At 54.4% G+C, this 22,978-nt stretch carries 23 protein-coding genes; 8 read left to right on the top strand and 15 right to left on the bottom strand.

The features are described from left to right. Positions 1–15: 15 nt before the first annotated feature. The 3 genes from bioB to LIO64_RS09605 all read right to left on the bottom strand — a co-directional run bounded on the left by bioB (position 16) and on the right by LIO64_RS09605 (position 4,431). Positions 16–981: a biotin synthase BioB gene (gene bioB / locus LIO64_RS09615; RefSeq protein ID WP_290549225.1), complete on the bottom strand. Its 966-nt coding sequence runs from the start codon at positions 979–981 to the stop codon at positions 16–18. Positions 982–1,226: 245 nt separating this feature from the next. After that, a complete protein-coding gene (locus LIO64_RS09610; RefSeq protein WP_290549224.1) occupies positions 1,227–3,482 on the bottom strand; it encodes a hypothetical protein in 2,256 nt (751 codons plus the stop codon). Then, on the bottom strand, positions 3,469–4,431 hold the full coding sequence (locus LIO64_RS09605; RefSeq protein WP_290549223.1) for a glycosyltransferase family 2 protein: 963 nt from the start codon (positions 4,429–4,431) through the stop codon (positions 3,469–3,471). The genes LIO64_RS09610 and LIO64_RS09605 overlap by 14 nt, the downstream gene beginning before the upstream one ends. A gap of 404 nt (positions 4,432–4,835) precedes the next feature. Here LIO64_RS09605 and LIO64_RS09600 point away from each other — a divergent pair, with 404 nt between their 5' ends. Then, a complete protein-coding gene (locus LIO64_RS09600) occupies positions 4,836–5,108 on the top strand; it encodes a hypothetical protein (RefSeq protein ID WP_290549222.1) in 273 nt (90 codons plus the stop codon). Here the strand turns inward: LIO64_RS09600 and LIO64_RS09595 are convergent. The 6 genes from LIO64_RS09595 to rplU form a co-directional block, all read right to left on the bottom strand. After that, complete coding sequence (locus LIO64_RS09595; RefSeq protein ID WP_290549221.1) at positions 5,095–6,351, bottom strand: SufD family Fe-S cluster assembly protein; 1,257 nt, start codon at positions 6,349–6,351, stop codon at positions 5,095–5,097. The genes LIO64_RS09600 and LIO64_RS09595 overlap by 14 nt on opposite strands. Positions 6,352–6,359: 8 nt before the next feature. After that, on the bottom strand, positions 6,360–7,796 hold the full coding sequence (gene sufB / locus LIO64_RS09590; RefSeq protein ID WP_290549220.1) for a Fe-S cluster assembly protein SufB: 1,437 nt from the start codon (positions 7,794–7,796) through the stop codon (positions 6,360–6,362). A 24-nt stretch (positions 7,797–7,820) separates the two neighbouring features. Beyond that, positions 7,821–8,579 (bottom strand): Fe-S cluster assembly ATPase SufC, encoded by a 759-nt coding sequence (gene sufC, locus LIO64_RS09585; protein ID WP_290549219.1) that lies wholly within the window; start codon positions 8,577–8,579, stop codon positions 7,821–7,823. A gap of 15 nt (positions 8,580–8,594) precedes the next feature. After that, positions 8,595–9,035, bottom strand: a complete 441-nt coding sequence (locus LIO64_RS09580; protein ID WP_290549218.1) for a transcriptional repressor — start codon at positions 9,033–9,035, stop codon at positions 8,595–8,597. A 154-nt stretch (positions 9,036–9,189) separates the two neighbouring features. After that, positions 9,190–9,453 carry a 50S ribosomal protein L27 gene (rpmA, locus tag LIO64_RS09575; protein WP_290549217.1) on the bottom strand — a complete coding sequence of 88 codons (264 nt, stop codon included), beginning with the start codon at positions 9,451–9,453 and terminating at the stop codon, positions 9,190–9,192. Between the two features lie 28 nt (positions 9,454–9,481). After that, positions 9,482–9,799 (bottom strand): 50S ribosomal protein L21, encoded by a 318-nt coding sequence (gene rplU / locus LIO64_RS09570; protein WP_290549216.1) that lies wholly within the window; start codon positions 9,797–9,799, stop codon positions 9,482–9,484. Between the two features lie 88 nt (positions 9,800–9,887). On the opposite strand from rplU, the gene tsaE reads away from it, so the two are divergent. Continuing rightward, complete coding sequence (tsaE, locus tag LIO64_RS09565; protein ID WP_290549215.1) at positions 9,888–10,349, top strand: tRNA (adenosine(37)-N6)-threonylcarbamoyltransferase complex ATPase subunit type 1 TsaE; 462 nt, start codon at positions 9,888–9,890, stop codon at positions 10,347–10,349. Here tsaE and LIO64_RS09560 read toward each other — a convergent pair. Next, positions 10,343–11,161 carry an alpha/beta fold hydrolase gene (locus LIO64_RS09560; protein ID WP_290549214.1) on the bottom strand — a complete coding sequence of 273 codons (819 nt, stop codon included), beginning with the start codon at positions 11,159–11,161 and terminating at the stop codon, positions 10,343–10,345. The two genes, tsaE and LIO64_RS09560, sit on opposite strands and share 7 nt — an antisense overlap. Then, a complete protein-coding gene (locus LIO64_RS09555; RefSeq protein WP_290549213.1) occupies positions 11,158–11,625 on the bottom strand; it encodes a hypothetical protein in 468 nt (155 codons plus the stop codon). Before LIO64_RS09555 ends, LIO64_RS09560 begins: the two co-directional genes overlap by 4 nt. Positions 11,626–11,745: 120 nt before the next feature. Here LIO64_RS09555 and LIO64_RS09550 point away from each other — a divergent pair, with 120 nt between their 5' ends. The 3 genes from LIO64_RS09550 (at position 11,746) to LIO64_RS09540 (ending at position 16,786) form a co-directional block, all read left to right on the top strand. Continuing rightward, entirely contained in the window at positions 11,746–14,040 is a 2,295-nt protein-coding gene (locus LIO64_RS09550; RefSeq protein ID WP_290549212.1) for an NPCBM/NEW2 domain-containing protein, read from the top strand. A gap of 474 nt (positions 14,041–14,514) precedes the next feature. Beyond that, a complete protein-coding gene (locus tag LIO64_RS09545; RefSeq protein ID WP_290549211.1) occupies positions 14,515–15,807 on the top strand; it encodes a hypothetical protein in 1,293 nt (430 codons plus the stop codon). Positions 15,808–15,859: 52 nt separating this feature from the next. Then, positions 15,860–16,786 carry a polyphosphate kinase 2 family protein gene (locus LIO64_RS09540; protein WP_290549210.1) on the top strand — a complete coding sequence of 309 codons (927 nt, stop codon included), beginning with the start codon at positions 15,860–15,862 and terminating at the stop codon, positions 16,784–16,786. A 113-nt stretch (positions 16,787–16,899) separates the two neighbouring features. Here the strand turns inward: LIO64_RS09540 and LIO64_RS09535 are convergent, their stop codons facing one another. Next, entirely contained in the window at positions 16,900–17,343 is a 444-nt protein-coding gene (locus LIO64_RS09535) for a hypothetical protein (RefSeq protein WP_290549209.1), read from the bottom strand. Between the two features lie 73 nt (positions 17,344–17,416). On the opposite strand from LIO64_RS09535, the gene LIO64_RS09530 reads away from it, so the two are divergent. The 3 genes from LIO64_RS09530 to LIO64_RS09520 are packed head-to-tail and all read left to right on the top strand — an operon-like array spanning position 17,417 to position 20,075. Next, positions 17,417–18,178: a hypothetical protein gene (locus LIO64_RS09530; RefSeq protein WP_290549208.1), complete on the top strand. Its 762-nt coding sequence runs from the start codon at positions 17,417–17,419 to the stop codon at positions 18,176–18,178. 33 nt (positions 18,179–18,211) lie between these two features. Beyond that, the gene (locus LIO64_RS09525) at positions 18,212–18,787 is read left to right on the top strand and encodes an RsmD family RNA methyltransferase (RefSeq protein WP_290549207.1); all 576 of its coding nucleotides are present in this window, start codon (positions 18,212–18,214) and stop codon (positions 18,785–18,787) included. Between the two features lies 1 nt (position 18,788). Further along, complete coding sequence (locus tag LIO64_RS09520; protein WP_290549206.1) at positions 18,789–20,075, top strand: glycosyltransferase N-terminal domain-containing protein; 1,287 nt, start codon at positions 18,789–18,791, stop codon at positions 20,073–20,075. Here the strand turns inward: LIO64_RS09520 and LIO64_RS09515 are convergent. The 3 genes from LIO64_RS09515 to LIO64_RS09505 form a co-directional block, all read right to left on the bottom strand. Further along, the gene (locus LIO64_RS09515; protein ID WP_290549205.1) at positions 20,059–21,003 is read right to left on the bottom strand and encodes a retropepsin-like aspartic protease; all 945 of its coding nucleotides are present in this window, start codon (positions 21,001–21,003) and stop codon (positions 20,059–20,061) included. The genes LIO64_RS09520 and LIO64_RS09515 overlap by 17 nt on opposite strands. Positions 21,004–21,082: 79 nt before the next feature. Beyond that, complete coding sequence (gene rsgA / locus LIO64_RS09510) at positions 21,083–22,204, bottom strand: ribosome small subunit-dependent GTPase A (protein WP_290549204.1); 1,122 nt, start codon at positions 22,202–22,204, stop codon at positions 21,083–21,085. 109 nt (positions 22,205–22,313) lie between these two features. Next, entirely contained in the window at positions 22,314–22,964 is a 651-nt protein-coding gene (locus tag LIO64_RS09505) for a phosphopantothenoylcysteine decarboxylase (RefSeq protein ID WP_290549203.1), read from the bottom strand. Between the last annotated feature and the right edge of the window lie 14 nt (positions 22,965–22,978).

Genomic DNA, 22,978 nt, shown 5'->3' with positions numbered 1-22,978 from the left:
GGGAAACGGAAAGCCTTATTTCATGCGGACTTCATAGCCCAGTTCCGCGAGCATGGCCAGGTCTTCCCGGATGGTGACGCCGGAGGTGGTGAGCATGTCCCCGGAGATGGCGGCATTGGCTCCGGACATGAAGATTTTCCGGCCGTGGTCCTTCATCGTGTTTCTGCCGGCGGCAATGCGGACGAAGCCGTCCGGCATGATGAACCGCACCAGGGCGACGATGCGCAGCTGGTCTTCCTCCCCCAGCGGAGTCATGTCCGCATAAGGCGTGCCGGGAATGGGCGTCAGGAAATTGATGGGGGTGGACTTGATGCCCAGTGCAGCGATGTCCATATACATGTCTATCCTGTCTTCCAGCGTTTCCCCCAGCCCCATGATGCCGCCGCTGCACACTTCCAGTCCGGCTTCCATGGCCCACTTGATGGTCTGTATCTTGTCATCGTAAGTATGGGTGGTGCAGACATTCGGGAAGTTACGGCGGGAGGTTTCCAGATTGTTGTGGTAGCGTGAAACGCCCGCAGCTTTTAATTGTTCGCAGTGCTTTTTGGCGATAAGGCCGTGGGAGGCGCAGAGGGAAATGCCGCACCGGGCGGCAATGTGCCTGTAGCTGGCGCAGAGCTGGTCTACATCCGCATCCGTCAGCCTTTTGCCGGAGGTGACGATGGAGTAGCGCAGGATTCCCCTTTCATCATTGTACCTAGCTCCCGCCAGCAGGGCTTCGTCGTTTAACAGGGGGTATTCCTCCACGGCGGTGGAGTAATGGGCGGATTGGGCGCAGTACTTGCAGTTTTCCGAACATTTACCGCTGCGGCCGTTGATGATGGTACAGAGGTCAAAGACGTTTCCGCAGAAGTGCTCCCGGATGGTGTTGGCCGCCTGGCACAGTTCCTCCAGCGGTTCACGGCTGAGGGCTATCAGTTCTTCTCTGGTGCAGGAGCCGCCCCCGAGCACCTTGGAAAGAAGGGAAGATGTCAGACTCATGCGTGAAAGACTACCCCCGGCGCGTTTCACGTCAAGGGTAGAATGAGGGGGGCACGGATCGTGGGAAATCCGTCCGTTCTTTCTCATTTGTCCGGCTGTTCCGGGGCCTTGCAGTGCAGAATCGGGAATTCGGAAAGGGCTTGCACTTCCTGTTTGGGATGTCGGCGGCCTTGTCATGAGACCGCAGTTTGCGGCGGTAATGGTGGTTCTGCCCAGCGTGCTGTGTTGAGGCCACCCCCTGCGTTTTAATCCGGGGAGGAATGCCGCTTTTTCACCTGCCGCCAGAGACAGACGCCGCAGACCAGGAGCAGCGTGGCGATGATGATGCAGTAATAGGCGTTCTGGCGGTGGTCCCTGTATTGAAGGAGGACATGCGCAGGCGTGCCGGAAACGGGAAGGGGAATGGTAATGCCGTAGTTTTCCGAGCATTCCACGGGAACGGGCTCCCCTCCGTTGATGCGTGCCGTCCAGCCTTTGGAATAGCTTTCCAGAACATCCAGTGAGGAGGCCCCCGGCGGGACGGTGAAGTCCATTTTGTTGTACGTGAGCCAATTGGGGTGTATAGCAGCGCTTTCGTCCGTGGCAGGGCCGTTTGCAAAGTATCTGCCCCTGTAATGCGGATTGGCAAAGAGGACATACCGGGAAGTGTTTTCCACCAGGTTCCAGCCTTTGGTTTCCGGGAGCTTCTGGCGCGGGTTGACGAGAAGGTGGGAAATGCCTGCCCTGGCAGCGGCTTCCGGATGGGTCAGGATGTTCTGAAGGGCGTGGAGGCGTTTGGGCCTGACGGTTTCATAGCCTTCCGCCTGTTTGATGCCGAAGCTGGAAAGGTGATTGTCGTGGAAATAGTCCTTGTCCCGGTGGGAGGTGTAGCACAGGACGGAACCGTCCCCTACCTGTTGTTTCAGGCGCGGCAGCCAATCGGGTTCTCTGTACAGACTTGCGGATTCAGGCTTGTCCGCATAGTGGACCCAGGTGGCCTGAACGAGAAGCTGTTCCCCCAGAGAGCAGAGTATAACCAGGGAGGCCAGTAGAATCTTGTGCCGGGCATGTACATGAATACGGGAGGCGGCCCACAGTCCCCCCCACAGCAAGGCGAGCAGGGCAAGCGTGCGGGGATACCAGATGCAGGTTTGCTCCAGCAGCCGTTCGGTCCGGAGCATGTACCATGTTTCCCTGCCCGTTTCAGAGACGGTCAGGCGGGAGGCAAGCTTTTCTTGGAGTGTTGAGAGGATGTCCTGGTGAAAAATTTGAATCAGGATGGAGGAGAGAAGCCAGCCTAGCGTCAGGATGCCCAGGGTGATGAAAATTTTTTTCCAGATGGTTCTTGCAGGTTCCTGAGTGAAGGCTTGCAGCTGCCACGCGGCCAGCCAGGAGGCTCCCAGGGCATATACCGTCGTAGAACGGGAATAAAGGTAGGTGATGAGGGGCGTGAAGGCCAGGGCCAGGCTGATGACCATGAGGAATTTGGCTGCCAGAGGGGCTTTTTTGTTGAAGAGGCCCAGCACGGAAAGAACAAAGATGATGCCCCCGGTAAATTTCAGGTCAAAGAGATCCTGTCCCATGAGTTTGAACAGGTCAATCGTCTCCGGAATGCCAAGGAGCGTGGGGAACAGGGCGGTAACAAGGGAAGGAAGATGGGTGATTCCGGTCAGAAAGGGAAGGGAGCGGCATCCTTCCATGAGAGGTGGAATGGTTTGGGCCAGCACGTCTATGGAGAGAAGAGCCCCTACGATGCCGGATACGAGATAGGGTATGGAAATGTTCCAGAAGGTTTTTAACTTCCAGCGTGAGGAGGAGGTCCACCAGTCCGCCAACCACACGCATCCTGTGAGCAGGACGATGAACAGGCACGCTTGAAGGTGGCCGCCCCGGAACCCGAGAGCGATAAAAAGGATGGAGGGAAGGTCGATGATTCTCTTTTCTCTGTTGCGCATCAGGGCCCAGAGTATCCACGGAGCCCAGCACATAGTTCCCAGCACCCACCGATGGTAAATCCACAGAACGAATTGGGAGTAAAAACCGTAGCCTATCGCCCCCAGCAGGCAGTAGGGAGCCGGAATCTGCCGGTTGCGCAGGAAGACGATCATGCCGAGGCCCGCAATGAAGAATTGCAGGATGATGCCCGCATCCCAGGCTGTCCAGAAGGGCAGGAAGAAATAAAGGGCGTGATGCCAGTCTCCGGGGCACAGCATTGTGTTTTCCGCAATGGCTGTTCCGTTATGGGTATATGGATTCCAGCCCATGTAACCGTCCTGCCGGAAGCTTTGCGCTACGGAATAGTTGTAGGGCAGATATTGGGAGATGGCGTCCACGGTAAAGTGGTTGTGGACGTTTTCCATGGGCTGTGTGGCATAAGGGGAGATGAGGCAGTCCATGATATCCATAGGTGCCAGGACTTTCCCTCCGAAGACGGCCGGAGCAAAGTAAGCGGCAACCAGGACGGTCCAGAAGAGACAGCAGATCCAGAGAGAGCGCCTGGAGAAGGAATCAGTGTTTTTCATGCTTAAGATTGCGTTCCTCCCAATGCATCAGAGAAAGGACATGGTCATACCGCTGGGAGGAGCGCAACCCGTGAAGAATAAAGGCAATGGTCAGGGCAAGCGCCGATACGGTGAAAAGTCCCATGGACAGGACGGCCAGGGGAAGGTGGAAAACGTATTCATACCGGAAGTAATCCAAAACGGCAGGAAGGCCGGCCAAGATGGCAAGAATGAGCAGAATGGCGCTGATGATGGAGAAAAAAAACAGGGGGCGGTGGTTCATTAAGATAGTGAAGATTGTCTTGATGACCTTTACTCCGTCGGAAACGGTGGAAAGCTTGGAAAAGGAGCCTTCCGGACGGTCCATGTAATTTGTCGGCACTTCCACAACAGAGTAGCCGTTATCCAGGGCATGAATACTGATTTCCGTTTCCAGTTCAAAGCCCGTAGAAAGAATGGGGAAATTTTTGACGAATCGCTTGGAGAAGACGCGGTAGCCTGTCAGGATGTCCTGCAGGTTGCCCTGGAACAGTTTGTTGATGAGCATCCGGACGGCTTTGTTGCCCGTATTGTGCATGGGGCGTTTATTTTCCCGGCTATAAATGCCGGCATTATGGCGGTCTCCGCATACCATGTCCGCATCTCCCTGAAGAACCGGTTCCAGCAGGCGGGGGAGATCGGCGGCCGGATAGGTCAGGTCCGCATCTACCATTACATAAACATCCGCATCTATTTCCCGGAATGCTTTTTTGATGGCCATGGCTTTTCCCCGTCGCTTTTCTTGAAGCAACGCGCCCAAACAGCCTAATTTTTCATAAGTTTCCCTGGCTATTTCCGCAGTTTTATCGGAGGAATTATTGTCAATAACATAAATGGCGGCTTCCGGACAGTGGGCATGAAAATCCTGCATCACTTCCCGGATAGTCAATTCTTCATTATAAGCAGGGATAATGATGGCAATGGAAGTCATGTGATGAGCCTTGAAAAATGAATATCTTGCCAAAGGTTACGGATTTCGAATTCGGAGTCAAGCCCTCAAATTTGAAAGAAAAACGATTTCAGAAATTTTGCTTGTCCATATCGAGGAACTGTCAGAGGCGCTCTTGGCACCATAGCTTATCGTTTCACTACCGCGGACCATGGTGATTGACTGAGGATTTGCGGCTGCGGCGCCTGGGAACGGAAGGCTCCCGCCTTTCGTGATTAAAAACTTTTCTGGAGCGTAGCGGAAGCTCTCTTGTTTCAAGCCTGTCACTTTAGCATTAGGGCTTGGAGGTCCTAACTCCCAGACGGTGTGCGTCCGTGAAAAAGAGGTAAAGGGACAAGCGGAGCTGGCCGTAAATTGACGGTTTTCTCCAAAAATCGTGGAGCATCGTGAGAAGAAGCTTTTCCGGGCTGTGGAATTTCGTACGAATTCGAAATTCGCTGGTCTTTTTCATCGTGAATGGAGGCAAGACTCTTCAGCTGGGGGACATGAATGCTGCCGGTACAGGTAAATGCATTCCGGCAAATGAAGCTGTATTTCCTACCTGGTATCTTTTTACAGAAAACAAAAAGACGCCTGTTTTTTATGCTTTCCCATCTGCGGGCGGAGGGAAAAGAAAGAGGCCATTTTTTCCGGACAAGGAAAGAATCAGGAGAGGATGATTTCTTCCACAGCAGTGCGCAGGGGTTCATCACTGAATTGCTCCAGAGCATGTTTCAGGAAGCCTTGGGCAATCATTTTGCGCGCCGTCTGTTCCGGAATGCCGCGTGAAAGCAGGTAGAAGATTTCTTCCGGAGAGATGGAGGAAGTGGCGGATCCGTGCGAGCACTGTACCCTGTCTGCCAGAATTTCCAGGCCGGGAATGGAGTTGGCTTCTGCCCGGGGGCTGAGGATCAGATTGCGGTTGCTTTGGTAGGCACTAGTGTCATGTGCGCCTTCCGCTACCAGGATCATGCCGCTGAAAATGCTGCTGGATTCATCATCAAGCACATTGGCGTAAAGCAGGTTGCTGGAGGCTCCGCGGTAGACGTGCTTCTGGTAGGTTCTCTGGTCCAGTTTTTCGTTTTCCTTCAGGTGATTGGCGGAAAGCAGGCGTACGCTGGCGCTGTCTCCGTTCAGGATGCAGACCGTCTCCTGCCTGGCCCACGCGGCACCGGGATGGCTGACGAGGTGCTCCATTTCTGCGGCATCGTCCGCCATGATGTGGCAGAGTTCCACGGCCCGGGAACGGCTGTTGAGTTCCTGAACCAGGGCATATTTGACGGAAGAGGCCGAGGAAAGATGATGCTCCTGCATGGCTCCGCAGAATTGGTGGCCATGGTCTGCGCTGATGTGGCGTTCCAGAATGCGCAGACGGCCTCCGGTTTCTGCAATGACCACCGTGGAGGGGAAGACGGCCACCTTGTCCCCGGAGACGAAGTGGAGGATTTCCAGCGGGCGGGAGATTTCTCTATCCGCCATGATGACCACGCCATTGTGCTGGAGAGCCGTGTTCAGGGCGGCCAGTTTTTCAGATCCGAGTGTTTCCGGCGTTATTTCCAGATGTTTCCGGGCGGCGTCCGGATTTTGCAACACAAAGTCTTCCAGATCCATTACGGTGAGGCCTTCCGGCAGGTCTTCCGGGATGGAGACGGGAAGTCCGTTGGCATAAACGATGCGGATGGTGTCCGGCAGGGAGGCGTGCTCCCTGATGGAGGCAGCCAGGGTTTCCGGGGAAACAGGAGAGGCTGTCTCAACGTCTTCCAGAGATTCGTTGCCGGGAGCTCCAAAACGCCAGGATTCCATGCGGCGGGAGGGTTCCGGAAGCTGGTCCGCCTGTTCCAAGGCGTGGCGGCGCCTGGCTTCAAACCATGCGGGGAGGAAGCCTGTGGGGAATTGTTCTTCGTTGAGCGAGTAGTTCATCATTTCCCTCCTTATCCGATGCTGTCTTCCATTTCCAGGTCAATGAGCCTGCGCAGCTCCACGGAGTATTCCATGGGGAATTCCTGAACGAGGTCATTAATGAATCCATTGACGGCCAGAGACATGGCTGCCGCCTTCGGGATGCCCCGCTGCTGCATGTAAAAGAGCATTTCTTCAGAAACCTGGGAGACGGACGCTTCATGTTGCACCGTGTTTTTGTCCCCTTTCACCGTGATGGCGGGGTAGGTGTCCGTGCGGCTGTTGGCCGCCAGAAGAAGGGCGTCACATTCCGTATTATTTTTGCAGCCTTTGAGGCCTTTGCCCATGACCACCTGGCCCCGGTAGCTGGCGCGCCCTTCACCGATGCTGATGGATTTGGAGACGATGTTGGACGTGGTGTCGTCCGCCGCATGAATCATTTTGGCTCCCGTATCCTGATGCTGGCCCGTGTTTGCCAGGGCAATGGAGATGACTTCCCCCCTGGCGCGCTTTCCCTTGAGCACCACGGCCGGGTACTTCATGGTAAGGCCGGAGCCTATGTTGCAGTCTATCCAGCGGATTTCCGCGTCTTCCATGGCGAGACCGCGTTTGGTGACCATGTTGAAGACGTTGGAGGACCAGTTCTGCACGGTGACGTACTGGATTTTTGCGCCCTTGAGGGCCACCAGTTCCACTACGGCGGAGTGGAGGGTGGACGTTTCAAACTGAGGAGCCGTACATCCTTCCATGTACATGAGTTCAGCTCCTTCATCCGCGATGATGAGGGTACGTTCAAACTGCCCGAAGTTTTCCGAGTTGATGCGGAAGTACGCCTGAAGCGGGTGCTTGAGCTTGACGCCCTTGGGAACGTAAATGAAGGAACCGCCGGAAAATACGGCGCTGTTCAGAGCGGAGAATTTGTTGTCTCCCGTGGGGATAACCTTTCCGAACCAGGGGCGGAAGACGTCTTCATGATGCTTCAGGCCTTCGGTGGAGTTGACGAAGATGACACCCTGGCTGCGGAGTTCCTCCTTCATGTTGGAGTAGGCGGACTCGGAGTCATACTGGGCTTCCACCCCTGCCAGGAACTGGCGTTCCTGTTCCGGAACACCCAGGCGTTCAAAGGTACGCTTGACGTCCTCCGGAACGTCGTCCCAGCTTCGCTTGGGCCGTTCTCCGTCGGAAAGATAGTAGCGAATCTGGGAGAAGTCTATTTTTTCAATGTCCGGAGATGCCCAATGAGTGGGCATGGGCTTGCTCTCAAAGACGGCAAGGGCATTCCTGCGGAACTGTCGTACCCAGTCCGGGTCGTCCTTGACATCGCAGATGTAGTCAATAGTGGCCTCCGTCAGGCCGTAGCCGGCATCGAATTTATGGCGTTCCGGGAAGGAAAAGTTTCCCTTGCTCCGGTCGAAGTCAAACAGGTTCTGTGTGTTCCCTGCCTCTGACATGTCAGGTGTATCGCTCATGATATGACTGCCGGATGGGCGGCGTTATGCCTTTGCCGCTCCTTCCACCTCCTTCAGGAATTCGTATCCCCTGCTTTCCAGTTCATCCACCAGTTCTCCGCCGCCCGTCCGGACGATCTGTCCGTCCGCCAGCACATGGACCACATCCGGCTTGATGTAGTCAAGCAGGCGCTTGTAGTGGGTGATCACCAGGAAGCTACGGAAAGGGGAGCGCATGGAATTGACCCCTTCTGAAACGATTCGGAGGGCGTCGATGTCCAGGCCTGAATCCGTTTCATCCAGAATGGCGTAAAGGGGATCCAGAAGAAGCATTTGCAGTACTTCATTGCGCTTTTTCTCTCCGCCGGAGAAACCTTCATTGACCGCACGGGAGGTGAACTTGCGGGACATGCCGAGCTGATCCATTTTTGCATACAGCGTCTTGTAAAAGGTGACCGCATCCAGTTCTTCTCCTTGGGGCATGCGGGCCTGCATGGCCGCACGCAGGAAGTTGGCGTTGGAAACGCCGGGAACTTCCATAGGATACTGGAAGGCCAGGAAAAGACCTGCGCGGCTGCGCTCGTCAATACTCATGTCCAGCAGGTTCTGCCCGTCCAGCCAGACCTCTCCTTTTGTCACTTCATAGTCCGGATGGCCGCAGAGAACTTTGGAGAGGGTGCTTTTTCCGGAACCATTGGGTCCCATGATTGCATGCACTTCTCCCTTGGGGATTTCAAGATTGATGCCTTTAAGTATTTCCGTGCCTTGCACGTTGGCGTGCAAATTTTTAATGACCAGACTCATGATGATGAAAGGGGATTAGCCCTGCGGTGTGATGATGGAGCCTCTCAGGGTAATCTGGGCCTCTTCCACGCACACGTTGTCGGGCAGGTTGATGAATTCCTTCAGATCCACTCCCTCCTTGATGGTGATGTCGTAAATGCAACCGGTCCGGGTGTCCTGAAAGTGTCCATGATCAACGAGATTGGGACAGAACCGGGATGAGCTGCGTTCAAAGTTGACCTGATTGACCAAGCCGTGGTTCACCAACGCTTCCAGGCAGTTGTAAACGGTAGCCAGAGAGATGCTGGGCAATTTTTTGCGGACGCGCTGGTAAACTTCATTGGCAGTGGGGTGGTCTCTCTGTTCCAGAAGAACCTGGTATACTTCCTGCCTTTGCTTGGTGAGCCTCAGACCGGAAATAACCGGGAGGGTGGAGGTGGTTCTGGTAGCTTGCTTGGAATCTGTTTTGGGATTCATATCTTATTTTTCATGTTCTGCGTGGATAGTGGGACAGGGACAATTGTTTTGCAAGAACAATTCCTGTTATTTATTCGGGTAGCGGAGGAGGATAAAAAAGGGCGGTCATCCCTGTGGATGGCCGCCCCTGCAGGGAGATAACGTTATCTGTAATTTAGTTGGCGGCGTCGGAACTTTCCGGAGCCACGTTAACGCGGCGGCCTTCGCGGTCAAAGAACACGCGGCCGTCCACGAGGGAGAAGATGGTGTAGTCACGGCCCATGCCCACACCCTTGCCGGGGTGCCACTTGGTGCCGCGCTGGCGGATGATGATGTTGCCCGCGATCACTTCCTGCCCGCCGAATTTTTTAACGCCGAGGCGCTTGCTGCGGGAGTCGCGACCGTTCTTGACAGAACCTTGACCTTTCTTGTGAGCCATAAGATTGAGATAAAATTAAGGGTTGAAATTAGGCGTTGATAGCAGTGATTTCCACTTTCGTCAGGGCGCGGCGGGAACCTTTTTTCTTATGGAAGCCCTTGCGGCGCTTGAACTTGAAAGCGATGATCTTCTTGTCGCGGAACTGGCTGACGACTTTAGCGGAAACCGTAGCTCCCTCCACCGTGGGGGTGCCGAGGGTCACGTTTCCGTCATTTTCCACCATAAGCACCTGATCAAAGCTTGCTTCAGCACCCTCTTCAAGGGTATTGATGCATTCAACGTCGATCACGTCGCCCGCCTGAACGCGGTACTGCTTGCCACCTGTTTTGAAAATTGCGTATGCCATTGCTATCACTGTTAAGGTTCATCCGCAGATGCGGGAGCCGCAATAAACCATATCACTTCCTTTTAGACAAGCAAAATTTCATAGAAAAATGAGCGAATGGCATAAAATTTTTAAAAATGGCCCGGTTTTAACTCATTCTCCGGAGGAAATGAGGGAGCTGGGCAGGCAAATAGGTAAAATTTTAATACCGGGCGAGGTATTGGGCGTGGTGGGGGAACTGGGCGCCGGAAAGACGCACCTGACGCAGGGTGTCATGGAAGGGCTGGGGAGTTCCGATGCGGCGGCCAGCCCGACGTTTTCCCTGGTGCACGAACATGCGGACGGCCGTCTGCGGGCGTGCCATTTTGATTTTTACCGGCTGAAGGATGAATCCGAACTTCTCGGCATAGGCTGGGACGAATACCTGGACGGGGACGCGGTGCTCATTGTGGAATGGGCCAACCTGTTTCCGGATGCCCTGCCGGAGGAAACCTCCTGGCTGCTGCTGGAGCATGAAGGGGAATGCCTGCGCCGGGTGTCTCTGGCCCCGGCGCATGAATCGGATCAATAGCTGATGCTTTTGGAAAATGCCTGGTCAAAACCGGGGCTGAGCCAGATGGTATTGTGCATGGCTCCGGGGAATTCCTGGTAGTTAACCGGTGTGGAGAAGCAGTCCCGGAGCCGTTTGGCATGATCCGGAGGAATGACTTCATCCGATCCCGCCGCCAGGATGGTGACAGGGCACGCCACTTTGGGAGCCGCCAGGTCGGACCGGAAATGATCCGGCAGCAGGAGTTTGACAGGAAGGCAGGGGAAAAGGCCGCGTGCGGTTTCCAGAAGACTGTCAAAGGGAACCACCAGAACCAGTTTTTTCACGTTTCTGACGGAAGCTATCTGGGTGGCAACTCCGGAACCAAGGCTTTGCCCGACCAGGATAACGTCATCAGGCGTTCTTCCGGTTTCCTTCAGCACGGAATCAAGAATCGCCAGGGAGTCCCCCATGATGTCCCGTTCCGTAGGAGTTCCGGTGCTGAGTCCGTAGCCCCGGTAGTTGACGAGGAGCTTGGCGTGGGGGAACCGATCCAGGTAGGGAAGCATCATGGAGATGTCCATGGCGTTTCCTCCATAGTACACAAGCAGGGGCTGCCCTTTCTTTTCAATGAGCCAGCCGCTGAGTTTGGCCCCGTTATGGTGGAAGGTCCTCCGGTGGGGTTCCCAGGCGGCGCGTTTTTCCAGGTAGACGGTTTTATCCTTGGGCTGGGGAGGCAGATAAACCAGGGAACGGACGGAACACTGGCTGCACGCCAGGGCCAGCACTCCGGCCAGCACGAACGTGGCCAGGATTTTCCATTTTCCCGGTTTCAGCATCTGCCTGAGGTTCATTGCTCTGGATTTTCCGTGGTGATATTCCCGGCAGTTCCGGTGCGGGGGAATTCTGTTCCCTGTTCAAGGCAGCTCCAGCCGTTCAGGGAAGCCGTTTTGCCGTCTGCGTCCAGGCGGCGTACTCCATGGAGGATTATTTCACGGGAAGAGGTTTTAAAATGGAGGACGGTGGGAGACGTCCCCCTTTCATACGTCACCGCGGCCGTTTCCGGTAGCGCTCCATTGACGGAGAGTGTTCCTCTGTCGTCTTGCAAAGAGTTATAGGAGAGAGTCATTCCGGATTTCTCCAGCCGGATTTTCCGGGCGGGAACGGGTTCCGTTTCACTTTCCAGGACAATGGTTGTATGGCTGCCTTTGGGGAACCATTCCGCTTGTACGTTGTCCGTTTCAAGCGTAGCGCCTCCTCGCCCGCAGGAGGAAAGCGTCAGCAAAATGCCGGGCAGGATAAGGAAAGCAGGTTGCATGGAAACAGTTTCCCTGAATTCGGGGGAGAAGGCAATCTCTGTTTTCCTCCAGGATAAGCTTCCGGACGGATTGGCTTTTTTATGATAGAAGGCAATCGGGAAAAAGGTATAATGAAAGTTATGTTCAACCGGATGTTTTCATGGAGTTTGATGGCCACGGCATGCGCTACGGGATTGTTCCCGATGCTGTCCCCGGGGCAGGAAGGTGCAGGAGGGGGCGATGTTGTGGCAGTGGAGGTGCCTGCCGCCAGCCTGCTGATGGCCCGCCAGGAGACTGGGGAGACCCGTTTGAACCGTTCTTTCAAGGATAAGGAATTGAGTGTGGGGGGTAAAAAATACGCTACGGGCATTGGGACCCATGCTACATCCATGATCCCCCTTCCCATTCCGGGAGGCGACGGCGCAAGGGTGGAGAGCTTGGAGGGGGCATGCGGCATTGATGACGGTACGGACGGAGACGGTAGCGTGGAGTTCCGCGTGATGAGCGGTTCCGAAGTCCTGTGGAGTTCCGGCGTCATGAAGAGGGGAATGCCTGCAAAAAGGTTTTCCGTCCCGGTGGCGGAGAATGAAATACGGCATCTTTACCTGATGGCTGACCGGGTGGAAAACAATTCTTACGACCACGCGGACTGGGTGGATCTGGCCTGGAAAATGGGAGGAAAGCCGCAGAGCGTGAAGGGCGGGACGGTGAATGCCGCTCAATTCAGCATGGTCCCCGGTGTCAAAAAAGACCAGGGGCCGGCACTCCGTTCCGCGATTTCCGCCTTGCGGAAGCAGGGCGGGGGCGTTTTAACCATTCCCAGGGGTGTCTATCATTTTTATCCCGAAGGAGCTTTGAACATGAGCTTCAATATCTCCAATCATGACCAGCCCCTGATTCATCCGGTGTGCGTGCCTCTGACTGATTTGCGGAATGTCCGCGTAGAGGGCAACGGCTCCTTGTTCCTGTTTCACGGAAGAGTGATTCCCCTGCTGGTAATGGACAGCGAAAATGTTTCCATCAACCGCCTGGCTGTTGATTATGAGCGGTCCATCTGTACGGAAGCGCGTGTGGTGGGGGTGGATGACAAGTTCACGGAAGTGGAAATAGATAAAAAAGCCTATCCTTATGAACTCAGGAATGGCAGGTTCGTTTTCCTGGGTGAAGGCTGGGAAGAGGGAATGGGCGTCTGCATGGCTTTTGAAAAGGGCACCGGCCGCATTATTGCCAATACGGCGGACATCGGGTGGAACGGACAGGTGCAGCCCATGGGGGGCAGCCGGCTCCGGCTGGAATGGAATCTCAAGAGCAGGGGAATCAAGCCCGGGGATACGCTGGTGCTCCGGAACTACCACCGCCCCCATCCGGGCTGTGTGGTGTACCGCGCACAGAAAACGCGTCTGGAAGATGTGGCTATCCATCAAAGCAGCGGCATGGCCCTGCTGGTCCAAAGGTCTAAGGATTTTCTCATGAAAGGGGGTGGCGTGTTTATTAGAAAAGGCACCGGAAGGGTGCATACTGCCGGAGCGGACGCCACCCATTTTTCCAACACCCGGGGCGAGATTATTGTGGAGAAGGCCCTGTTCGAAGGAATGATGGATGACGCCATCAACGTCCATTCCACCTGCCTGGGCATCACGGAGGTGGTGGACAGCCGTACGCTGAAATGCAGGTACATGCATGGCCAAGCGGTTGGGTTTGAAGTGTTCCTGCCTGGTGAAAAAATCCGCTTTATCAATGGCCCCACTCTGGAACCGGGCAGCACGGGAACGGTGAAAACCGCCGTTAAAAAGAGTTCCACGGAATTGGTGATTACGCTGGAAGAGCCTCTGCCTGCGGAGGTGAAAGCCGGGGATGCTGTGGAAAATGCGGATTTTTATCCTTCCGTGGTGTTCCGCAACAACATTGTCCGCAACAACCGCGCCCGCGGTTCCCTTTTCACGACTCCTGAAAGGGTGCTTGTGGAAGGCAATTTGTTTGACCATTCCTCCGGGTCCGCCATTCTGCTGGCGGGGGATGCCCAGGGCTGGTATGAGAGCGGCGCCTGCCATGAAGTGGTGATCCGCAGGAATACGTTTATCAATAACCTGACCTCCCGCTACCAGTTCACGAATGCCATTATTTCCATTTATCCGGAAGTCAAGCAGCTGGACAAGCAGAAGGCTTACTACCACCGCAATGTCCTGATAGAAAGCAATGTGTTCAAGACGTTCGATGTGCCGCTGCTGTTTGCCATTTCCACGGATAATCTTAAATTCATCAACAACAGGATCATTTACAATAAGGATTTCAAGGGCTGGGGGCAGAAGCCTTTCCAATTCAGGAGATGCGCCAACATCCTGATCAAGAATAACAAGGTGCAGCCGCCACGCACATGGACCATTGAGGACTGCAAGCTGGAGAATACTCCGGCAGACCAGGTGCACATCAATTGAATAAGATTTTTATCTTACGTAATTTCTATATAGATATCCGTTATCCCTTTTCTTAACCTGGAATAATATAGTTTTTTAGAATTTTTTAGGAAAATCAGTTTTATTAAGGTTTTTAAGATGTAGAAAAATGCTATAAACAATATATTTTGCGGATTACATATCCGCAAACTGATTTTTGACAAGATAACTTCATTATCTATAAGAATATAAACAAAAAAACAGAAACTCTCTGATTTTTCTTCTTATTTTTATGTCGTGAAAAAGCTGTTAGCCTTTTTGACTTAGAAAAATATGTTGTCATCGGATATGTAATCCGCTATGTTGTCTTGCACAATGTGCAAGGGACAAGGGAATACGGGGGGAAGCAATTGTGGCAGAATAACTTATTGGTGGATTTTAGCTTTTTTATCCTTCTTTTTTTCTCTGAATAACCAAAGTTTTTGGATTGACGAATGTTGTACTGCATTATGCGCCATGCAGCAAAATGTGGAAGGCTGCTGGCAGCAAATCAGGGGAATTGGTGGAAGTGACGCTCAAATTGCCTTTTATTATTATCTTTTATTTTTGTGGCATCATCTAACTGGCGCATCATCTGAGCTAACGCTAAGGTTATTCAATGTATTTTGGGTACTTTTGGCAGCCTGGTTTTTCAGAAAGGAACCAAAGGCGCTGGTAATTCTTTTGATTTCGCCATTTTTTGTTTATTATGCTAATGAATTGCGCCCTTATATCTTGCAGATAGCGGCCTCCTGTGCTGTTTCTATGTTGTTTTGGCAGGTTAGCCGAGGAGAATCGGTAAGGTTCCATGCGTTTTTTGCAACCTTGTTCTTTTTATGCCTTACAAGTTTAACGGGATGTGTGTGGGCGCTCGGCTTTGCTGTTGCATTCCTGGTAATGGCGTTCCGTCAGTTTAGGGGATGGATTTTTTGGAAATCCCTGCTTTGGTGGATTTTTCCGTTTTCCGGATTAGGTGCATATTATCTTTACACTCTTTTTATTGGTGCCCGGGCGGTTTCAATATCCTCCTCCTGGATTGTCAATGTATGCGCTTCAATTTATGAATTGTCGGGGTTGGCTGGCATGGGGCCTTCCCGTCTTGAATTGAGGGGGTGTACGTCCGTTGATGCATTATGGAAGGTAAACGGATTGGGGTTGGGGGTAATCTCCGGCATGATTCTCCTAGCTGGTTTGGTCTACGGAATTATTTTGTGGAACAAGCAGGCTAAAAGGCCGGTGTTGCCTGCTTTGCTAGTGTTGGCATTGATTCCCGGGGCCGTGTTTTTTTATGGAACGGAAATGATGAATTTTCGTTTTTCCGGTCGACATTGTGCACCTTTATTGCCTGTATTATGTCTAGCCTGGTCCCAGGTGATGTCGTGGAATTGGTCGTTCTCCAAGATTTTTCAGACTGTCTTGTTTCTATTAATGATGGTTATTTGGTTGGTAAGCGATTTTCGTATTCGTTACAATGATTTATACAGCCGCGAAGATTACCGGACTGCTATTTCTTATTGCAAATCATTGAAAGAGAATGGTGTTAACATTCTTCTTTTGTGCAATGGAGCAGGAGAGAAATTTTATGGATGGAGACCCGTGTCAATGAATGCCAAATGGTCTGATTATGAGGAAATTGTGGTATCCAGACCATCCCAATATGCTTCTTTTCTCTATCTCGTAGAGTCTTCCGGCAAGTACAAACGTTCCGAATTATGCCACGGGTTTATCATTTATCGCCACGAAGGAACCTTTAAAAATAAGGAAGATTGACGTTTTTTACGGTTGTTTCAACGTATTGACGCAGAATAGTGTCATTACCGGGATGACAGATGTTCCTTCTTATCTGGTTAAACGCTGCAGAAAGTTTGTTGAGCCGTACCGGGTGACGGATGGCAAGGGATTCAAATTGTCCCATTACGATCCAGGGGATTTGGGAAAGCTGGACAAGGACAGCAAGAAGGAGGCCGTTGAAAAGCTGGAGAAGGGGATAGAGCTGCTGGAACAGCTTCAGGAGGTTCTTTATGCCAGTGAGTCCCATGCGCTGCTCGTGGTTTTGCAGGCGATGGACAGCGCGGGTAAGGACGGCATTGTAAAGCATGTGATGGGGGGCATTAATCCCCAGGGATGCGTGGTCAGCAACTTTAAACAGCCCTCCACCCTGGAACGGAGCCATGATTTCCTATGGCGTTGCGTAGCCCGTCTTCCCCGGCGGGGAATGATCGGCATTTTTAACCGGTCCTATTATGAGGAAGTGCTGAGCGTGCGCGTGCATCCGGAATTTCTGGCCGGGGAAGGTTTCAATCCCGACCATGCCACGGGAGCGTTCTGGAAGGAAAGGTTCAGGTCCATCAATAACCTGGAACGCCATCTGCTCGCCAATAAAACGCGGATCGTGAAGATATTTCTTCATCTTTCCTGCGAGGAACAGAGAAAGCGCCTTTTGGCACGGCTGGACACCCCGGACAAGAACTGGAAGTTTTCAGAGGGGGATATTCATGAACGGGAGTTCTGGGACCAGTACCAAAAGGCGTATGAAGAGATGATTCGCCATACATCCTCCCGGGACGCTCCGTGGTATGTGGTGCCGGCGGACAACAAGTGGTATTCCAGGCTTGTGTGCATGTGCGCCATTGTAGAATCCCTGGCGGACATGAAGTTGAAATATCCGAAGGTTGCCGGGGAATTGAAAGCGTTCTTCCCTAAATTCCGGGAAGAATTGGAGCGCCCCCTGTCCAAGGGCAAGGATTGAGCCGGATGAAAGGGAAAAGGAAGAGGAAAAGCGGGAAAACGGCGCATTCTGCGGAGACTGTTTTTCTCCCTGCGCGCCGCATTTCCTTCCGTACAGGTTTTCCCGTTTTCCGTTTAGCGCCTGCGTTCCCAGGATTTCACCTTGCCATTGATGAACAGCACGTATCCGGTATCCACCGGAACATAGGTGATGTCGTTGTAATACGGATAGTAGGGATGGTAGAAGCCCGGTCCCCAGTAAGGACCGCCCCAGTAGGGACCATACCAGAAGGAAGGCGGCGGAGAATAAACGGGCTGGAGGGAAGAGTAAATCCAGCGGGTAGCGGCCTTTCCGTTAAGGTTGCCTTCCGCTACGGCGGAGGGGTCTCCCCATGCCAGGAAGACGGCGGGCGGCGACATGCCTTCCGCAATTTGTCCGGTTTCCACCAGCGTTTTCTGGCTGGCCGGAAGGGAATTGAAAAGGGCCGGATTTTTCTGGATGCGGGATGCCGGAGTGGATACGCAGGAAGCAAGGCTCAGAGCGGCGGCCAGGGTAGTGAAAAGTAACTTCCAATTCATGATGTACATACGGATAACACTCACTTTGACTCTTGCCAAGGGTCTTTTGTTGAGTAAAATGTACGAACACGTTATGAAAGCGCTCCGCAATCTGGCTTTAGCCCTGATGGTCCCAGCTCTGGTTTCTTCCCTGTACGCAGCAGAAAAACCGGAAGTAATTGATGAATATCTTCCGGTCGGCAAGATGGTGGAAGCCTCCGCCGTCAGCGTTCTGCTTGATGAAAGCCTGCAGCCGTTCATGGAAAAGATTGACAAGGTGTTTGTCACGTTGCCTGAAAAGGACAAGAAGGAGCTCGTCAGCCAGATTGTTCCCGGACAGCCCGTTCCTTATGACGAACGCCTGGGCTGGACGAAGGATGAGTATACCAAGTACCTGGAATGCTGGAACAAGAAGAAGATTCAGGAAGTGGCTCCCGTAGCTCTGGGTGTTTTCTCCTCCGAGGATCGCGGCATCTGGAGCCTGGCCGCGGTAGCCCAGCAGGGACCGTTGCCGATGAGCACGCTGAAGTATGACTCCAATACCAAGTCCTGGATTTCCCCCAACGGCACCCTGGCCCTGAAAGGGGATGTGTCCTATGACGAATGGAACGTGTATGGCGCCTGGAGCGGCAAGGAATGGACGATGGAAAAGAAGACCATTCTTTCCACTCTTACGGAGACTATCATTGTGGGCAAGACCAAGGATGGCAAGTATGTCTATTTCGTATATAACATGTCTGAAAAGAACCCGGACAATGTTGCCATTGCCAACCAATCCATCGTGCTGCGCATTCCCGTCATCAGCGTCAAGGGAGACCCTCTGCTGGAGAAGGCCAAGGCCAAGGCACGCCAATAGGGACAGGACGTTCCTTTCATTTCCGGTAAAAACATGCGTATTATCAGCGGAAAGGCCGGCGGCATAGCCCTGTCTGTTCCCAAAGGGGAAGTACGGCCCACAACCGACCGGGTCAGGGAGGCCCTTTTTTCCATCCTGCATCCGCTGATTGACCATGCCGACGTGCTGGATCTGTTTACCGGTTCCGGAGCGTTCGGACTGGAAGCCCTCAGCCGCGGAGCAAAAAGCTCCCGCATGGTGGATTTTTCCCGTCTTTCCTGTGCTGCGGCCAAGGCCAATCTTGTCAAAACCGGCCTGGAAGGCGGAACCGTCATCCAGGGAGACGCCGTCCAGTTTGTGAAAAGGGAGTTGCTTGCCGGCAGGAAGTACGACGTTGTTTTTGCAGACCCTCCCTATTGCAAAGGGCCTGCGGACCGTGATTTTATTGTGGAGCTGGCGGAGGCGGGAGTTTCCGGGCTGCTGAAGGATGGCGGCCTGTTTATCGCGGAAGTGCAGGAAGGGTGGGGTACCGGCAGGGAGGGCGCCGCGGAGTTTGACGGCCTGGACCTGGTGGATACGCGCCGGTACGGGAAAAATATGCTGTTGTTCTATCGATTGCCTGAGAAGTAAGATGAAAGCCTTCCTATTGTCCTTTTGTTACAACGTTCTGTACACCATCGGGTGGCTGGTGACGCTGCCTTCCTATCTGCTCAAGCAGAAAAGGCGCGGCGGGTTCGGCACGGGGCTGCTGGAACGCTTCGGCCTGTACCGGGTTTCCTACAACCGGGAGCCGAAAGGGGTGCTGTACGTGCATGCCGTGAGCGTGGGGGAGGTGGTGCTGGCCCTCAAGTTTCTCCGGGCATGGCTCCGGGAGCGCGGCGGTTCCGCCGTGCTGGCCACCAGCACGGCTACCGGGCATGACACGGCGGTGAACGCCCAGGTGCCCGGGGTGCGCGTGATTTATGCCCCCTTTGACCTGCTGGGATTGCCGGGACGTTGTTTTGACCGTTTTGAACCGGAGGCTATTGTGCTGGTAGAGGCGGAATTATGGCCCAATTTTGCCCGCGCTGCCAAAGTCCGCGGGATTCCCATGGCGATGATCAATGCCCGGATGTCCGCCAGATCTGAAAGCCGCTACCGGGCCTTTAAATGGTTATCGCGGTATTATTTTTCCGCTCTGGACGCCATGGGCGTGCAGGATAAGGGAGACGTCCGGAGGTTTGAATCCGTGGGGGTGCCTCCTTCCATTATCCACGTGACGGGCAGCATCAAGTTTGACCAGCAGACGGCAGAGCGGAGGGAAACCAATGCGGAGTTTGCCGCCATTCTGGACAAGCTGAAGCGCGGCAAGCCCGTGGTGCTGGCCGCCAGCACGCATGACGGGGAGGAAGTGCTGATTGCAGAGGCGGTGCGCAAGGCCGGAGGCTTCCCGCTGATCGTCCCCCGGCATGCGGAACGCCGCCATACGGTGGTGCGGGAATTGGAAGCCCAGGGCTGGCAGTGCGTGCTGCGCACAGATGGAGAAATTCCGGAAACCCTGAAGGAGCATGTCTGTTATATTGCGGATACGACGGGGGAATTAAGGGACTGGACCGCGCTGGCAGACGTGGCCGTGATCGGCAAGAGCTTTTTGGCGGACGGAGGACAGAATCCGGCGGAGGCCGTCGCCTGCGGCGTGCCTGTGCTGGCGGGGCCGCACATGGAGAACTTTGATGCCCTGGTCCAGCTGCTGGAAGGCGTGGACGGTATTACGCGGTGTGATGAAGAGCGTCTGGCGGATGTGCTCAAGGAGATGCTGGACAACCCGCTTCTGGCTCATGCGCAGTCTTCACGCGCCCAAGTGGCGCTGAAAGCCCACTTCGGGGCTACGGCCCGCACCATCCGCATGATCTGCATTATGCTCAAGATTCCCGTTTAACGGCGGGCGCCTTGTTGCCGCGGGCCTCCGGCCTGGAATGGGGCGGCAGAGCGAATACTTCCCCCTGCGGAGCGTCAATGATGATGTCAAAGTGCCTGAGGGTGTCTACGCCGATCTGGCGCCTGCCGCCTGTTCCCGTTACGGCGAATGAAAGGCCATCTATCTGGAAATCCGGTCCCATGCGGAGTGTGGAGGGAATGCCCAGTTTCATGATGTTGCGGTCCCCACTATGTCCGTTGATGTCGGAAGCTTTGGCCGTAAGCTGGTTTCCGTTTGGGTCTGCCGGCCACTGTTCCAGAGGGGCCAGGGAAAGAGAGGAGCCGGAATCAAGGGCCAGGAGGAAGGAGTCTCCTCCCCGGGAGCAGCGGACATAGAAAATCCCGGAGGGATGGCGTTCCACTTCCAGCGGTTTCATGTTCCGGATGGGAAAGCGGGAGCGTTCCAGGAATTGCAGGGATGCGTCTTTAACGGAGAGCAGGAACGGGGAGAATCCCAGGTAGTTGATTCCCAGAATGCCATCCACCCGGACCTGCATATCCCGTTGAAGGGGGGTGAGGTCCATGGCAAAGCCAAAGAAGTTTTTAATTTGAAGCCCCCCGATGGAGAAAGACTGCATGGAAAACAGCTGGGGGATGGTATTGACGTTGGATCCGGGAGCGATCTGCGCATTTTCAAGCGGCAGGGCGGGGAAATGCTTCTTGATGAATTTGATGTCAAACGTAGTGTGGGATGCCGCCGTGTCTACGATAAGGTTGCAGGGAACGCCGTTGATGGTGCATGGCGCCACGAGAAGCTTGCTGTGGGCATCCCTCGTCAGCCGGATGGGATCCAGGCTGGTGATGGCGACAACAGGTTTGGCCTGGGTGGGATCCGTCTGTTCCGAGGCGCAGAGAGGGAGCACGCCCAGCGTCAGAATGACCGCAGACATGCAGAAAAGACTGCGTGAGAAAAGCATCCCTTACAGGTAGGCATCCCTATGCGGTTTGACAAGCCAATTTGATAGAGAATCAGTCATGACTGCGGTGGTTGGGCTTGTGGCGGCGTTCCAGTTCCACGCGGTCCTCATAGTTGCGGGCCTGCACTTTCCGGTCTCTCTTCCCGGCCCGTTCCATATTCATTTGCCTTTTTTTCTGGCGTTTGGCAAGCCGGGCAATTTCATCTTCCAGATTCAGGAAGTTCAGATACCGCTGCTTGTCCAACTTTTCTTCCTCCACCGCTTTCCTGATGGCGCAGCCGGAATCCGCGCCATGGCTGCAGTCCGCAAATTTGCATTCACGGGCCAGTTCCGTCAAATCCGCAAAACTTTCCCGGAGGGTATGTTCATCCGTCCACATCTGGATTTCACGGATGCCGGGGTTGTCAATCAGCAGGCCGCCGTGCTTGAGGAGCACCAGTTCACGCGCTACGGTCGTATGGCGTCCTTTGCCGGTCACTTCATTGACTTTCCCCGTCCAGAGCCATTCATCCCCCAGCAGCGTATTGACCAGCGTGGATTTTCCAACGCCGGAGGAACCGACGATGGAGATGGTCTGCCCCTTGGAGAGGCATTTGCGGAATTCCTTGATCCCCTTGTTGTGCAGGGCGCTGATGCTGATGATGGAGCATTCCGGGGAAAGCTCCCGGAGGGTCTGCATGGCTTTGTCCACTTCCTCTTTGGAGAAGAGGTCCGTCTTGTTAAGCAGGATGAGAGGGGTGGCGCCGCTGCGCCGGATGAGCGCAAAGTAGCGCTCCATGCGCCTGGGATTGAAGTCCGTTCCCGGCTCCGTCACCACGGCTACAATGTCCACATTCGTTCCAAGCACCTGTTCTGCGCTGCTTTTCCCCGGGGCCTTGCGGGAAAAACACGTACGGCGGGGAAGAATGGCGCGGATGACGGCTTCATCTCCCGCTTCTCCGGGATCAATCGCCACCCAGTCCCCAACGGCGGGCAGTTCCGCATCCGTGGCTGCATCATGCCAAAGCTTGCCGCTGACGACGGCGTCCACGTCTTCCCCTCCCTCCAGCAGGGCGGTGAAGTTGATTTTTGTTTCCCGGATGAGGCGTCCTGGAATCCAGCCGGGTTTGGCGACGGCGTCAAAAGCGCGTTGAAAGTGGTCGTTCCAGCCTAAATCCTGAAGAGTGACGGGCATGAAAGGTGAAGATGCAGTTCTGGGTGGGGAAGGCAACCGTCCGAAGGCGGCCAGTATTTAATCATGGTAAAAACTTCCTTGCGGTTCAAGCACGGAACGGGTGTACCGGTCAGCATGACGGCCCTTTTCCAAGTCCAAGCCGGCTGGCGCGTTCGATGATCTGGAGGGCAATGTGTGTTTTAGGCGCCTTTTCCAATAGTTCCGTCCGGTCCGGATAAACGAGCAGGACTTCATTTTCCGAGGAATTGAAGCCGATATCCCTGCGGGAAACGTCATTGGCTACGATCATGTCACAACGTTTGCGTTCCAGCTTGCCGCGCGCGTAGTTTTCCACGTCATGGGTTTCCGCCGCGAAGCCTATCAGGATTCCGGTGAAGCCGAATTCCGTGCGCATGGAACCCAGGATGTCCCTGGTGCGTTCCAGCTCCAGAATCATGCGTTCCCCCGTTTTTTTTATCTTGCGGTCCGGGACGGAGACAGGGCGGTAGTCCGCCACGGCGGCGCTGAGAATGGCCGCGTCCACGTAGGGAACCTGGTTTTTTACGGCGTCATACATTTCCTGCGCGCTTTCCACAGGCAGGAAGTCCACGCCGTGCGGAACGTCCAGGGAGGTAGGGCCGGAGACAAGAAGGACGCTGTGGCCTTCATGAACCGCCGCTTCCGCCAGGCAATACCCCATTTTTCCGGAGGAATGGTTGGTGAGGTATCTGACGGGGTCAATCGCTTCCCTGGTGGGACCTGCCGTGATGAGAAAACGCATGGGCGGCATTATGC

This window comes from Akkermansia sp., from assembly GCF_020860705.1.
Lineage (GTDB): Bacteria > Verrucomicrobiota > Verrucomicrobiia > Verrucomicrobiales > Akkermansiaceae > Akkermansia.
This window is presented reverse-complemented; position numbering and strand designations above follow the sequence as displayed.

Coding starts and splice junctions, on each gene's coding strand:
- rplU (WP_290549216.1), bottom strand. CDS start 9,799: ATGGCATACGCAATTTTCAAAACAGGTGGCAAGCAGTACCGCGTTCAG.
- LIO64_RS09560 (WP_290549214.1), bottom strand. CDS start 11,161: ATGAACCTCAGGCAGATGCTGAAACCGGGAAAATGGAAAATCCTGGCC.
- bioB (WP_290549225.1), bottom strand. CDS start 981: ATGAGTCTGACATCTTCCCTTCTTTCCAAGGTGCTCGGGGGCGGCTCC.
- LIO64_RS09515 (WP_290549205.1), bottom strand. CDS start 21,003: ATGTCTGCGGTCATTCTGACGCTGGGCGTGCTCCCTCTCTGCGCCTCG.
- sufB (WP_290549220.1), bottom strand. CDS start 7,796: ATGAGCGATACACCTGACATGTCAGAGGCAGGGAACACACAGAACCTG.
- LIO64_RS09580 (WP_290549218.1), bottom strand. CDS start 9,035: ATGAATCCCAAAACAGATTCCAAGCAAGCTACCAGAACCACCTCCACC.
- LIO64_RS09505 (WP_290549203.1), bottom strand. CDS start 22,964: ATGCGTTTTCTCATCACGGCAGGTCCCACCAGGGAAGCGATTGACCCC.
- LIO64_RS09610 (WP_290549224.1), bottom strand. CDS start 3,482: ATGAAAAACACTGATTCCTTCTCCAGGCGCTCTCTCTGGATCTGCTGT.
- rpmA (WP_290549217.1), bottom strand. CDS start 9,453: ATGGCTCACAAGAAAGGTCAAGGTTCTGTCAAGAACGGTCGCGACTCC.
- LIO64_RS09595 (WP_290549221.1), bottom strand. CDS start 6,351: ATGATGAACTACTCGCTCAACGAAGAACAATTCCCCACAGGCTTCCTC.
- LIO64_RS09605 (WP_290549223.1), bottom strand. CDS start 4,431: ATGACTTCCATTGCCATCATTATCCCTGCTTATAATGAAGAATTGACT.
- tsaE (WP_290549215.1), top strand. CDS start 9,888: ATGAGCGAATGGCATAAAATTTTTAAAAATGGCCCGGTTTTAACTCAT.
- sufC (WP_290549219.1), bottom strand. CDS start 8,579: ATGAGTCTGGTCATTAAAAATTTGCACGCCAACGTGCAAGGCACGGAA.
- LIO64_RS09535 (WP_290549209.1), bottom strand. CDS start 17,343: ATGAATTGGAAGTTACTTTTCACTACCCTGGCCGCCGCTCTGAGCCTT.
- LIO64_RS09555 (WP_290549213.1), bottom strand. CDS start 11,625: ATGCAACCTGCTTTCCTTATCCTGCCCGGCATTTTGCTGACGCTTTCC.
- rsgA (WP_290549204.1), bottom strand. CDS start 22,204: ATGCCCGTCACTCTTCAGGATTTAGGCTGGAACGACCACTTTCAACGC.
- LIO64_RS09520 (WP_290549206.1), top strand. CDS start 18,789: ATGAAAGCCTTCCTATTGTCCTTTTGTTACAACGTTCTGTACACCATC.
- LIO64_RS09525 (WP_290549207.1), top strand. CDS start 18,212: ATGCGTATTATCAGCGGAAAGGCCGGCGGCATAGCCCTGTCTGTTCCC.
- LIO64_RS09545 (WP_290549211.1), top strand. CDS start 14,515: ATGCAGCAAAATGTGGAAGGCTGCTGGCAGCAAATCAGGGGAATTGGT.
- LIO64_RS09550 (WP_290549212.1), top strand. CDS start 11,746: ATGTTCAACCGGATGTTTTCATGGAGTTTGATGGCCACGGCATGCGCT.
- LIO64_RS09530 (WP_290549208.1), top strand. CDS start 17,417: ATGAAAGCGCTCCGCAATCTGGCTTTAGCCCTGATGGTCCCAGCTCTG.
- LIO64_RS09540 (WP_290549210.1), top strand. CDS start 15,860: ATGACAGATGTTCCTTCTTATCTGGTTAAACGCTGCAGAAAGTTTGTT.